Genomic DNA, 13,541 nt, shown 5'->3' on the forward strand with positions numbered 1-13,541 from the left:
GAGACGCCCATGCCCTCGATCCTTCTCGACCATCAGGTGGATGCGTTCATCGCGGCCGGACTGCCCGGCCTCGCCGGCATCGATGAGGCCGCGTTCAGGCAACTGTTCGAGCCCGTGCGGGCCAGCGCATCGGCCCTCTCTCAGGAGACCGATGCCCGCGGAGGCCGCCTGCCCTACATCGCCGTCGTCACCGACGCGCTCGTCGACCCCGCCCCACGTGTGCCTGGCATGCGCCTCACCGACTCCGAGCGCGAGGGCATCCTGGACCGCAACCACGGCGATGAGGGCCTCGCGCCGTACCGCGCGCGCCCCGAGCTGACCGTGCCGGAGGCCCCCGTCTACCTTCTGGTGGACGTCGAGCGCGGCGACGAGTACCGCGACGTCGCCCCGCGTGAGGCGCTCCCCCGGATCGGCGCACGCGAGCGCACGCCGCTGACCATCGCGGAAGGCCTGTCGATCATGGCCGCGCATCCCGGCTTCCTGCACAAGAACCACTGCTTCATGCTCGGCGGCTCGACACGCGGCGACAAGCGCGTCCCCGCGATCTGGATCTCGGAGAGGGCACCCAAGCTGGGCTGGTGCTTCCAGGGAGTGCCGCACTCGTGGCTGGGCGTCGCATCGGCCGCCTCGCGCACGGCCGTGTAGGCCGCCCCGCTACTGCTGCGCTGTCGCGGCCTCGAGGCGCGACACCTGCTCGCGCAAGGCGCGCAGCTCGGCGAGGACCTCCGACTGCACGTCGTCCGCACGCTCCTCACCGTGGCCACCGGTCAGGTCCGCCTCCACCTCGTGGCGGCGGTTCATGGCCTCGACCGTCACAGCCACGAACAGGTTGAGCGCGATGAACGTGGTCACCACGTTGAAGACGATGAAGTAGCCGGCGATCCAGCCCGCCTCCTGCGACATGGGCACCACCAGGTCCGGCCAGCCGTCGGAGATCATGATGCGGAACAGCGACACGGTGGAGGACCACAGGTCCCCGAACGCCTCCGGGCGCATGTCCGCGAACAGCACCGTGGAGCTGACCGCGAACATGTAGAGGATCATCACCAGCAGCGCGCCGATCGAGACGATGCCGGGGATCGCCGCCATCAGGGCGTTGACCACCATCCGCATGGACTTCACCGCGCTCAGCAGCCGCAGCACCCGCAGGAGCCGGAGCACGCGCAGCACCTCTGATCCCGAGCCGGCCGGGATGAGCGCCACGACCACCACGAAGAAGTCGAACAGCGACCAGCCGTCCCTCCAGAACGCCGCGCCGTTGGCGTACATGCGCAGCGCGATCTCCACCACGAAGAGGCCCACGATGATCGCGTTCGCGGCCTCGAGCACCCCGCCCCAGCTGTCCATGACGGCGGGGTAGGTCTCGAGGCCCAGGATGATCGCGTTGAGGACGATGAGGACGATGATGGTGCGCTGGAAGGGCCCGGACTCGGTGAGGGCCGTGATGCGGGCGCGTGCGGGCGACAGGACGGGTTGCTCTGGCATGGCTGGAAGCGTAGTGCCGACCAGGTCGGCAAGACTCGACATGCCTGCGACACTGCAATGTCACCCGGCACATGCACAATGGCCCTATGTCCCCAGAAGGCGTCACCCCCTCCCTGCTCCCCCACCGCCTCGGCGTTCACCTCGTGGACGGCGGCGCGAACGTCGGCATCTATGCCGGCCATGCCACCGGCGTGGACCTGTGCCTGTTCGATGACGACGACAACGAGACGCGCGTCCCGCTGTTCGGCCCCAAGGCCGGCGTGTGGCACGCGTTCGTGCCCGGCATCGCGGAGGGCCAGCGCTACGGCTTCCGCGCGCACGGTCCCTGGCAGCCCAAGAAGGGCCACCGCTACAACCCCGCGAAGCTGCTGCAGGATCCCTACGCGCGAGGCTTCGAGGGCGAGGTGACGCCCATGAACACGCCGGGCGCCAAGGCGCTGCTGTCCAACCGCGATGGCACGGACACGGCCTCGCTGGTGCCGCGCTCCGTGGTGACCGCGGAGCCGGGCGGCTCGTGGCAGACCCCGCACCCGCGCATCGCGTGGGAGGACGCCGTCATCTACGAGCTGCACGTGAAGGGCTTCACGCAGCAGATGGAGGCCGTGCCGGAGGAGCTGCGCGGCACCTACGCAGGCCTCGCGCACCCTGCCGCCATCGAGTACCTGACCTCGCTGGGCGTCACCACCGTCGAGCTGCTGCCGGTGCACCAGTTCGCGTCGGAGCCGCACCTGGACGACACGGGCCTGAGCAACTACTGGGGCTACTCGACCATGGGCTTCTTCGCCCCCCACAGCGCCTACGCGACGGCCGATGCACGGGCCAAGGGAGCACAGGGAGTCCTCGACGAGTTCGTGGGCATGGTGGACCTGCTGCACCAGGCCGGGCTCGAGGTGATCCTCGATGTGGTCTACAACCACACCGCCGAGGCCGGCTGGGGCGACCGCGTGCTGAACTTCCGCGGCCTCGACAACCACAGCTACTACCGCCACCAGCCCACCAACCCCGGCCACTATGACGACACCACCGGCACCGGCAACACCCTCGACTTCACGCACCCCCGGGTGGTCCAGCTCGCACTGGACTCGCTGCGGTACTGGGTCCAGGAGGTGGGCGTGGATGGCTTCCGCTTCGACCTCGCGGTGACGCTCGGACGCACCGGGCACGGCTTCTCGACACGTCACCCCTTCCTGGTGGGCATCACGATGGATCCCCTCCTCGGCGGCGTCAAGCTCATCGCCGAGCCCTGGGACGTGGGGCTCGGGGGCTGGCAGGTGGGCAACTTCCCGGCACCCATGGGCGAGTGGAACGACCGCTTCCGCGACCGCATGCGCTCGTACTGGCTCACGGACACCGCCAAGGGTGGACGCCACCACCCCACCGCCCCGGAGCTCGCCACGAGGCTTGCGGGCTCGAGCGACCTCTTTGGCCACACCGAGCCTCCGCTCATGCGTGGACCGTTCGCGTCCATCAACTTCGTGACGGCGCACGACGGCTTCACGGCGCATGATCTGACCGCGTACAACGGCAAGCACAACGAGGCCAACGGCGAGGACAATCGCGACGGCACGGACAACAACCGCTCGTGGAACCACGGCTTCGAGGGCGCGACCGACGAGCCGGAGATCCTGGCGATGCGACGTCGCTCGATCCGCAACCTGCTGGGAACCACACTGCTGGCGGCCGGCACACCCATGATCCTGAGCGGCGACGAGTACGGCAACAGCCAGGGCGGCAACAACAATGCCTACTGCCAGGACAACGAGATCGGCTGGGTGGACTGGTCTCCCGCGGAGTGGAAGGACGATCTGCGCGCCTCGGTGGCTCATCTGATCGCGCTGCGCCGCGCGCATCGGGTGCTGCGGCCGGCCGAGTTCTACGACGGCCAGGATCACGACCTGCGCGACGGCAACCCGCGCGCGGACTCCGCGTGGTTCACGAACTCGGGCGCGCCGGAGACCGAGGAGTGGTGGGAGGACCCGGCCACCCGCGTGGTCCAGTTCATGCGCTCGCTCGGCGAGCCGGGCGAGGCCGATGCGCTGCTGATCATCAACGGCTCGCGCGACGAGGTCGAGATCACCATCCCGATGGACGACGGCCCCGTGTGGCACCTCGCGTGGGACTCGGCCTGGGAGACGCCCGAAGGCGTCGAGGACGAGTCGCTGCGACCGGGCGAGAGCACCCAGATCGAGCCCACGTCGATCCAGCTGTACGTGACGCGCCCCTGACGGCAGTCGCGCCGCATGCGTCGGCGGGCCGCTGAGCGCGGCCCGCCGACGCGGGTGCGGGGCTCCTAGTCAGCCAGGATGCAGGGCTGACCGTTCATCGAGAACGCGTCCACCGGGAACGCGCCCTCCGACGTGGAGCCCACGAAGCCGAACGTCAGGCGCTTGCCCGGCCTGATGGTCGAGTTCCACGCCAGGTTCGACACGGTGACCTGCGTGCCGTCCTGGACCAGCTCGCCGCTCCACAGGTTCGTGATCTGCTCGTCGCCCGAGAAGGACCATGACAGCTCCCATCCCTGAATGGCCTCGTCGGAGATGTTCGAGATCCACACCTGCGAGATGAAGCCTCGCGGCCACTGGCCGTTGATGGCGTAGTCGATCTCGCACATCGGCTCGGGGACCCGCTCGAGACTCGCGAGCGCCGCGTCGATGCCGGCCACCGTGGCATCGACCTGCGCCTGCGACGGACTGCTCGCCTGGAGCACCACGCCCGCTCGCTGGACCGCGAGGTCCAGCACGGCGAGCGACTCCGCTGTGAAGGCCGCGCGGTCGATTCCCTCCGCCTCGTCCACGGCAGCCTGCAAGGCGCTCACGTCTGCAGCCGCATCGGCGGACCTCACCAGTGTGAAGCCGTCGAGGAAGCCCCAGTCGCCCTGGTCCGCGACGCCGCGCGCGCCGACCTCGACCACAGCTTCCTCGCTGACCTCGAACTCGAGAGTCTGCGTGTCCCACGTGGGCCACCCCGTGAGCGACAGCGCTGCGGTCTGCTCAGCACCGTCCGTGGTGGCCACCAGCTCGACCTGTGCGGGATCGCCTGCATCGCTGCCGCCCATGCCGCTGCCCGTGAGCACGTAGGTGCCGGCGGGCAGGTCGACGGCCTGCAGCGCCGTGAACGTGTACGGCTGCGCCTGGACGTAGAAGTTCAGCGCGAAGTCGCCTTGGTCTCCCGCCGAGCCGGCCGATGCGCTGACCCAGTAGCTGCCGTCGTCGCTCGGCCACGGCTCGGCGACCAGCTCCCAGGGAGCCACGTCGTCGACGCCGTTCTCGAACCCGCCGTTGTCGATCCAGTCGCGAGTGTCGACCGTCACTGTGGCGAGGGCGTCCAGGCCGGACTCGGTGACACCGTCGACCGTGTACGTGCCCGGCCCAGCGATGAGGTCAAGCACGTCGCTCCAGGTCACGGACTCGCTCGTGGTCGAGTCGTCGTACGCGACCACCGTCACCGTCGAGGGCAACTTGACCGGGTCACCCTCCACGAGGCTGACCGCGACTGGCCTGACCGTGGGCTCCGGGATGGAGCCGTCGCCCTCCTCGAGGCCGTCGATCGCGTCGCGCAGAGCTTGCGTCGCAGCATCCACCGAGTCCTGGCTGGGTGCGGACGTCGCAAGGATGAAGTCCGCCCGCGCCATCGCACGGTCGAACGCCAGCAGAGACACAGCGGTCCAGCCGTCCCGGTCGACGCCCTCGCCCTCGGCCACGACGGCCTCCAACGCGCTCGTGTCCGCCTCGACCACCGGGACCACCTCGACGAGCTCGAACTCGTCGATGGTGCCCCATGCCTCGCTGGTGAGGTCGAAGGTGGCGGACACGGTGACCGTCTGGCCCTCCGCGACCGTCACCACGCCGGTGCGCGGGTTCTGCCAGCCCTCGTAGCCGTTGAGCACGAACGGCGCGGACGCGCTTTCGATGCCGGAAGCGAGCGAGATCGACGTCGACTCGCCTGCCACGGCCGCGCGGCCCTGTGCCTGGGCGGACAGGCGGTAGTCGCCCGCAGGGACGCCCGTGACCTCCTGCGAGATCGTGAAGGTGAAGTCCCCACCGGAGCGGTACCAGTGAGTGGACCGCGAGCCCTCGAACGGATCATCCGTGGCGCTGATGGTGTAACCCGCGCCCGTGCCGGTCCATGGCGTGACGCCGTCCTCGAATCCGGGATTGACCACCCAGTTCTGACCGTCGGTGGCGCCGTCCAGCACGGTCACGACCGCCTCGGCATCGAGACCGGCCTCGGTGGTGCCCGGCACCTCGTAGGTGCCCGCACCCGTGATCCACGACGGCTGAGCCGCCCAGGTCACGGACTGCTGCTCCGTGGTGCCGTCGGTGTAGGAGACGGCGACGGTCGAGGGCAGCGTCCAGGACTCGCCATCCACGACGGTGATCGTGGGCGAGGCCACCTGATCGACGTCGCGCGGACCCACGGTGCCGTAGCGGACGTAGTCCCACACGCGCAGCGACTCGAGCGGGTTGCCCTCGAAGTCGAACAGCGCCTGGTTGTCCCAGCCAGAGCCGCCGTAGTTCGCGGCGGCATCGGCGCTGTACTCGGAGGCATGCGAGGACGCCCAGCCCGAGCCGAACTCCTCCCACAGCGCCCGGTTGGCCTCGACCTCGCTCGGCGGCCCCACGGGCAGCCAGGCCGGCTCCCAGTAGAAGACGCCCAGACCGGCGTCGCCCACCTGAGCGACCGCGTCGATGACGTCGCGGACCGCGAGCGCCTGACCCTGCACCGACGTCGAGTACTGGTCGTACGCGGTGCGAATGTTGTTCGGGTAGCCGTCGCCGTCCTCGAGCGTGTACGCCCACGAGGTCTCCGCGACGATGACCTCCTTGCCGTAGGTCTCGGCGACTGCGCTCAGCTGCGACGTGAGATTCTCCAGCGAGCCGTGCCAGTACGCGTAGTAGGACGATGCGAACACGTCGTAGTCGATGGGCTGCACGCCTGCGGTCGACGCATCGGTGTCGTAGGTCGCGAGGCTCTGAGCAAGCGAGCCGTAGTTGCCACGCTCGGGGTTGGTGAAGTGGATCGCGATCTTGACGTCCTCGCCCAGTGCGTCCCGCACGCCACGGGACGCGGCATCGAAGAGCTCGCCGGAGGCGGGCCATGACGTCTCGGAGAGCAACAGGCCGGAGTTCTCGTTGCCGATCTGCACCATGCCCACGTCCACGCCGGCCTCGTCCATCATGGTGAGGGTGTCGACCGTGAAGTCGTACATGGCATCGGCCTTCTCGGAGACCGTCAAACCGTCCCACGCCTTGGGCTCCGGCTGCTGTCCGGGGTGCGCCCAGAAGTCCGCGTAGTGGAAGTCCACGAACACGCGCATGCCCGCGTCGGTCGACCGCACGCCGATCTCGGTGGCGCGCTCGGGCGACACCGTGCCGCCGCCGTAGCCGTTGCCCTCCGCGTCGTACGGGTCGTTCCACACTCGGATGCGCGAGTAGTTCACACCCGCGCTGGCCATGACGTCGAACACGTCCGCCTCGGCGCCGTCGAAGTCGCGGAAGGTCACCCCGCTCTCCTCGAGAGAGAGGATCGACGAGGCGTCGACGCCGTTCATGAAGTCGTCGCTGAGGCCGTCGACCTTGGGCACCGTGATCCCGGCCTCGACCGGCTCGTCGCCCTCCGCCGCCATCGCCGTGCCGGCGAGTGCCGTGGCGCCCAACGCGCCCGCGAGAGCGGTCGCCGTGACCGCCCTCCATCCGTGTCGCATGGTCATGCGTCCATCCCTTCGATCGTCCTTGATCGCGAGCCGGCGAGCCCGGCTCTCACCCGCGGCGGCGTTCGCCCCGCGGCTCCCTCAGCGCGGGGGCCATCGGGGCCCCGCGCACGTAAGTGTCGAGCGCATCCGGCTCCGAGACGGGTGCGGCATCGTCTGCTGGGAGCGGTCCCAGCCGGTGTCGCGCCGCGTGCAGCGCAGGACGAGCCACGAGTGCCGCCTAGCCCTTGACGGAGCCTGCGGACAGGCCGCCGACGATGTAGCGCTGGAGCGAGAGGAACAGGATCAGCACGGGAATCGCCGCGATGACGGCACCGGCGGCGAACAGGCCCCAGTTGCTGGTGAGCTGGTTGGACACCCACTGGTACATGCCCACCGCGAGCGTCCACTGATCCTCGGAGACCAGCACGATCTTCGCGAGGATGAAGTCGCCGAAGGCGGAGATGAACGCCAGCAGTCCCACCACCGCGAGAATGGGCGTCACGAGCGGCATGATGAGCTTCCAGTAGATCTGCGCGTGCGTGGCGCCGTCGATCTTCGCCGCCTCGTCGATCTCTGTGGGGATCGAGTTGAAGAAGCCGTACATGAGGAAGGTGTTGGCGCCCAGCGCGCCGCCCAGGTACACGCAGATCAGCGCGATCTTGGAGTTGATGCCCAGGTACGGCGCGACGTTGCCCAGCGCGGTCAGCAGCAGGAACACGGAGATGAACGCGACCGTCTGGGGGAACATCTGGATGATCAGCAGCGCCGTGAGCCCCGGGCGCCGGCCGGTGAAGCGGAAGCGCGAGAACGCGTAGGCCGCGGCGGCGCCCATGAGCACCGCACCGAACGACGATGCGGCGCCCACGATCAGCGTGTTGGCGACCCAGGTCCAGTACGACGTGTCGCTGAGCGCCGCGTAGTTGGCCAGCGAGAGGTCGCTGAACAGCGCACTCGATCCGGACAGCGTGCCGGAGTCCGACAGCGACGCGGACAGCACGTACACCAGCGGGAAGATCGAGTAGAAGATGATGACGGCGGCGAGCGGGTACTTCCACCCCACCTCGCCCCACCAGCGAGAGCGTCGGGTGGGCGTCCTGCGCGGCCGGGTGTCGCCGGCCGTCGCGGTCACGGTCTGCTCGGACATCACTGGATCTCCTCGAGCTTGCGGGTCTGGCGGAAGGCGATCGCGGAGATGATGCCGACGATCACGAACACGACGATGGACAGTGCGGAGGCGAGGCCGTAGTCGGCAGCGCCGCCGGCGACGCCGGAGATGTTGTAGATGGCGGAGATGAGGATGTCCGTCGAGCCGAGCCCCGAGGTTCCAGGGAACGGTGGACCGCCCTCGGTGAGCATGTAGATGATCGTGAAGTTGTTGAAGTTGAAGGCGAAGGACGCGATCGCCAGCGGTGCGGTCGACACCATCAGCAGCGGAAGGGTGATCGAGCGGAACTGGCGCCACCGTCCGGCGCCGTCGATGCGCGCGGCCTCCATGGTCTCGCCCGGCAGCGCCTGGAGCGCGCCGGTGCACACGAGGAACCAGTAGGGATAGCTGAGCCAGAGGTTGACCCACAGGATCACCACCTTGGCCAGGAACGGATCCCCCAGCCAGTTGATGTCCGCGCCAAAGAAGAACCAGTCGTTGATGATGCCGAACTCACGGTTGAACATGCCTCGCCACAAGAGCGCTGACATGAACGCCGGGAACGCGTACGGGAGGATGAACAGGGTCCGCAGGCTGCGGCGGGCGCGGATCCGCGGGTCGTTGTAGATGATCGCGAACAGCAGGCCCAGGCCGAACGAGGTCAGCACGGTGAGGATCGCGAAGACGAAGGTCCACGCCGTGACCTTGAGCAGCGGTCCGGCCAGCGTGGCATCGGTGACGGCGCGCACGAAGTTGTCGAAGCCGACGGTGACGACCCAGCCGGCGGGCAGCGTGCTGCCGTCGTCCGCGACGAAGTTGCCGGTGTCAGACGCGCGGTACACCGTTCCCGTCTCGGTGTCCGTCAAGGTGAGCGCGTCCTCGTCCCACTCGAGGGAGGAGGTGTAGATCGCGCCGCTGAGTCCGTCGCGCGTGCGAATGGACCCGTCCACGGCCTCGTCCGAGACGGGCACGCGGAGGTCGACCACCTGCTGCTGAAGATCCTGGTCAGCGAACAGCTCCGAGCGAGGGACGATCTCCCATCCGGGGACCTCGGTGGGGGTGCCGGACTCGTCGACGCTCGCTCCGTCGACCGCTTCGAGCGCGTCCTCCTCGGTGCCCACGAGCACGAAGCCCTCGGAATCCGTCACGGCGAACCCCAGCTCGCCATCGCTCTGAACGATCGCGAGCGGATACGACGGGGAGTCCTCGACGCGCCGCTCGTCCTGGATCAGTGCGGCGTCGACGGCCTGCTCCATCGATCCCGCGTGGCCGGTGCCGTAGTTGGTGAAGGCCACATACCCCGTGTAGCCCAGGGTGAACACCTGGAACACGAAGAGGAACACCAGGCCGGGAAGGATGTACTTGAGCGGCAGGGTGCGCCGCATGAAGTACACCAGGTCCGCGATGACGAGCAGCACCGTGGACGCGACGAGGATGCCCCACGCCTCGACGTTGAGCGCGGACAGGATGAGGGACAGGCCCAGCGCATTGACGAGCGCCATCATCAGGAGCTTCGCCACGAAGCCCCAGCCGAGCCCGCGCCAGCGTCGCGCGTGCGACTCCTGGGGCTCGATGTCCTGGCGCTCAGCGCCGGTCTCGACCGTCATCGGTGCTCCTGTCCTACGGTCAAACTCACGATGTGAAGGGCGGCCTCGGCACCCGGCTGCGGCGGCACTGCACCGCCGCAGCCGGGCCCGTCAGTCGGGTCAGCCGATGCTCGCCTCGAGCTCGCTCACCATGTCGTTCCAGGTAGCGGCGGGGTCATCGGCGCTGCCGGTGATGAGCTGGATCTCAGCGGCATTCCAGATCTCCCACACGTTGCCCATCTCGGGGATCGACGGCATGGGCACTCCGAGCGCCGCGGACTCCACGAATCCGGCGGTGACGGGGTCCGTCGAGACCTCCTCGGCCAGCGCGGTCAGCGCCGGCACGCGGGGGTCCGCCTCGTACAGCGTGCGCTGGGCGTCCTCGGTCGCCATGTAGTTCACGAGGAAGTCGTTCGCGAGCAGGGCGTTGTCGCTCTGCGAGCTGAGGTAGAAGCCCTGGACGCCCACGAACGGGGCGGCGGGCTCGCCACCGGCGGTGACCATGGGCGAGACCACCAGGTTCATGTCGCCGCCGTCGAAGAACGGCATCCACGGACCCTGCAGGATGAACGGCGACTCACCGGACGAGAACAGCTCGTTCGAGGTGTCGTAGTCGATCGTGTCGGTGAAGTAGCCGGTCCCGTCCGCGCCGTTGTCGTACAGGAACTGCGCGAACGCCTCGCCGGCCTCGCCGCCCATGCCGACCTCGGTCGTGTACGAGCCGGACTCGTCCTGGACGAACACCGGTGCGCCAAAGGACGTCTGCAGCGGGTACGCGCTGTAGCCGTCGCCGGACGTGCCGTTGGTGAACAGGATGAACGGACGGTCCTCGAAGCCGGCGTCCACCGACATCTGGATCATCTCCTCCCAGGTGGTGGGTGCCGTGTCGCCCACGAGGTCAGCGTTCTGGATGAGCGCGATGGCCTCGGTGGAGTACGGCAGGCCGTACAGCTGCCCGTCGTAGGTCATGGCGTCCAGCGCCACCTCCTGGAAGTCGGCGGCCTTCTCGCCGATGTCCAGCGTGTTGACGACGCCCGCCTCGATGAGAGCGCCCAGCCAGTCGTGCGCGCCCACGGTGATGTCGGGGCCCTCACCGGTGGGGACCTGGGCGATGAAGTCGTTGCGGAGGTCCTCGAAGTTCTTCTGGACCAGCGTCACGGTCGCGCCGGTGTCCGCCTCGAACTGCTCGGCGGCGGTGGCGAGCGCCTCCTCGCGCTCGGCGTCGGTCCAGACCACGAGCTCGGCGCCTTCGCCGGAGGGGGCCTCGGCGGTCTCGCTCGTCTCGGCCTCAGCCGAGGGGGTCTCTGCGGGCTCGGGGTCGCTGCTGCACGCAGCAAGGAGCGCTGCGGTCGCCACGAACGCGGCTCCCATTCCAATCTGCTTGCGCATCTTCTCTTCCTTCCAAGGATGGGCCGCATCGCGCTTCTCGAGCGAGATCGCGTCGCTGCGACCGACTGGTTCTCTCAGGCTAAGCGGCCTGCGAGGTTTGTGGTGTTCTGTGGTGGTTTCGTGACCTGGCGGCTCGTGCCGCCGAGGAACCGATCAGCCGTGACCGCCTCCCTGCCGAGCAGTGCGGACCACGGCCACGCCGCCTCCCACCAGCTCGAGCGTCCCGTCGATCGCGGCACCGGTCAGCAGATCGGTTCCCGAGATCTCCAGCTCTGCGTCAGCGGCGCCATGGTTGACGGCGATGACGAAGTCGTGTGCGTCCCCGCGGCGGATGACCACCTCGAGGTCCTCGGCCTGCGCCGCAGTCTCCACGCCGGCGTCCGCATAGATGGCAGGCATCACCCCCGCGAGGGCTGCGGCGCTGAGGCGTGTGCCGACGTACCAGCCGTGCCCCGCGCCGTGAGAGTGACGCGTGATGGCGGGCATCCCCGCGGCGGGTCCGTCACGGAAGGTTCCCCGCGCATCGGCCCCCGCCAGACGCATGTGCTCGCTCCAGACGTCCGCGGGCAGCGCCGTGCCGTCCAGGTCCACCGTGCAGCTCTCGCCCTCGCGCAGCGGCAGGAACTCCTCGACCGTCACGCCCAGCGCGTCCTTGAGGGGAGCGCCGAACCCGCCCTCGTGAACCGCGTCGTGCTCGTCGACGATCCCGGAGAACGCGCTCACCAGCAGCGTGCCCCCGTTCTCGACGTAGCGCGTCAGATTGCGCCCGGCCGATGCGGTGAGGAGGTAGGAGGCGGGCGCCACCACCAGCCGGTAGCGGCTGAGGTCGTGCTCGGGGTGCGCGAAGTCGACGGTCACGCCGTCGCGCCACAGGCGTTCGTAGTAGGCGCGCATGCGCTCGCGGAACTGGAGGTCGTCGGAGGGACGCCACTCGAGGTCCTGCGCCCACAGCGACTCCCAGTCGTACAGCACCGCGACGTCGGCGTGCACGCGCGATCCCTGGACCTCGGCGGCATCCTTGAGATGCGCGCCCAACTCGACCACCTCGCGGAACACCCGTGAGTCCGTGCCCGCGTGGGGCACCATCGCCGAATGGAACTTCTCCGCGCCCGAGCGCGACGCGCGCCACTGGAAGAACATGATGGCGTCCGCACCGCGACCCAGGTGCGTCAGCGCGTTGCGGCGCATCTCCCCCGGTCGCTTGGCGATGTTGCGGCCCTGCCAGTTGACCGCGGAGGTGGAGTGCTCGAGCAGCATCCATGGCGCACCGCCCGCGACCGATCGCGTCAGATCCGCCGACAGCGCGAGGCCGATGTGCGCGTCCTCGTCGGGCGACCACAGGTAGTGATCGTCCGCGACCACGTCGACCTCCTGCGCCCACTTCCACAGGTCCGTGTTCCAGGACTGATGGGCCATGAAGTTGGTGGTGATGGGCTGCGTGGCATGCGCGCGGATCGCGTCGCGCTCGATGCGGAAGCACTCGCGCAGCTGATCGTCCGTGAAGCGCGCCCAGTCGAGCCTCATCGCCGGGTTCGCGATCGTGGGCGTCGCGGCAGGGGCGACGACGTGCTCCCAGTCGTCGTAGCGCTGGCCCCAGAAGGCCGTTCCCCACGCAGAGTTGAGGCCCTCCAGCGTCGAGTAGCGTTCCTGGAGCCACCGGTGCCACGAGGCGACCGCGCGAGGTCCGAAGTCCTCCGCGACCGGCACGCCGTACTCGTTGTGCACATGCCACAGCACCACGGCGGGGTGCGATCCGTAGCGCTGCGCGAGCTCGCCCGCCATGCGCTCGATCGCGGCGCGGTACTCGGGCGAGGCATGCGAGGCCATGCCGCGCGAGCCGAATCCCATGACGGTGCCGTCCTTGGTGGTGACGCGGGCGTCGGGGTACGCGTCGAAGAACCACGCCGGCGGAGACACGCTCGGGGTGCCCAGGTCCGCGGAGATGCCGTGAGCGTGCAGCAGGTCGAGGAGATCGTCCATCCACGCGAAGTCGTACAGGCCCTCCTTGGGCTCGAGCATGGCCCAGGAGAAGATGCCCACGGAGACCAGGTTCACCCCGGCCTCGCGCATCAGGCGGACGTCCTCATCCCACACCTCGCGTGGCCACTGCTCGGGGTTGTAGTCCCCGCCGTAGACCAGGCCATCGAGGGCGGGCCAGGCATCTGCCGTCATTGACGCTCCATCGGGTCGGGCGACGCCGTGCGCCGCTGCTCGCGTCACAGCGAATCAGGAACTGTGACCGGTC

8 protein-coding genes are annotated in these 13,541 nt (G+C 69.0%); 2 read left to right on the forward strand and 6 right to left on the reverse strand.

The window, feature by feature from the left end; genetic code table 11:
- Nucleotides 1–9: 9 nt before the first annotated feature.
- A complete protein-coding gene (locus Dac01nite_RS10220; RefSeq protein ID WP_203656605.1) occupies nucleotides 10–645 on the forward strand; it encodes a DUF5701 family protein in 636 nt (211 codons plus the stop codon).
- 9 nt (nucleotides 646–654) lie between these two features.
- Here the strand turns inward: Dac01nite_RS10220 and Dac01nite_RS10225 are convergent, their stop codons facing one another.
- A complete protein-coding gene (locus Dac01nite_RS10225) occupies nucleotides 655–1,485 on the reverse strand; it encodes an ion transporter (protein WP_203656607.1) in 831 nt (276 codons plus the stop codon).
- 86 nt (nucleotides 1,486–1,571) lie between these two features.
- On the opposite strand from Dac01nite_RS10225, the gene glgX reads away from it, so the two are divergent.
- Nucleotides 1,572–3,710, forward strand: a complete 2,139-nt coding sequence (gene glgX / locus Dac01nite_RS10230) for a glycogen debranching protein GlgX (protein ID WP_203656609.1) — start codon at nucleotides 1,572–1,574, stop codon at nucleotides 3,708–3,710.
- A 65-nt stretch (nucleotides 3,711–3,775) separates the two neighbouring features.
- Here glgX and Dac01nite_RS10235 read toward each other — a convergent pair whose 3' ends face one another.
- The 5 genes from Dac01nite_RS10235 to Dac01nite_RS10255 form a co-directional block, all read right to left on the reverse strand.
- Nucleotides 3,776–7,195, reverse strand: a complete 3,420-nt coding sequence (locus Dac01nite_RS10235; RefSeq protein WP_203656611.1) for a glycosyl hydrolase 53 family protein — start codon at nucleotides 7,193–7,195, stop codon at nucleotides 3,776–3,778.
- Nucleotides 7,196–7,415: 220 nt separating this feature from the next.
- Nucleotides 7,416–8,321, reverse strand: a complete 906-nt coding sequence (locus tag Dac01nite_RS10240) for a sugar ABC transporter permease (protein ID WP_203656613.1) — start codon at nucleotides 8,319–8,321, stop codon at nucleotides 7,416–7,418.
- Complete coding sequence (locus tag Dac01nite_RS10245) at nucleotides 8,321–9,928, reverse strand: ABC transporter permease subunit (protein WP_203656615.1); 1,608 nt, start codon at nucleotides 9,926–9,928, stop codon at nucleotides 8,321–8,323. The genes Dac01nite_RS10240 and Dac01nite_RS10245 overlap by 1 nt, the downstream gene beginning before the upstream one ends.
- 99 nt (nucleotides 9,929–10,027) lie before the next feature.
- Entirely contained in the window at nucleotides 10,028–11,296 is a 1,269-nt protein-coding gene (locus Dac01nite_RS10250; protein ID WP_203656617.1) for a sugar ABC transporter substrate-binding protein, read from the reverse strand.
- 153 nt (nucleotides 11,297–11,449) lie between these two features.
- A complete protein-coding gene (locus Dac01nite_RS10255; RefSeq protein WP_203656619.1) occupies nucleotides 11,450–13,468 on the reverse strand; it encodes a beta-galactosidase in 2,019 nt (672 codons plus the stop codon).
- Nucleotides 13,469–13,541: the final 73 nt, after the last annotated feature.

Origin of the sequence: Demequina activiva, from assembly GCF_016862815.1 — a bacterium.
GTDB lineage: Bacteria > Actinomycetota > Actinomycetes > Actinomycetales > Demequinaceae > Demequina > Demequina activiva.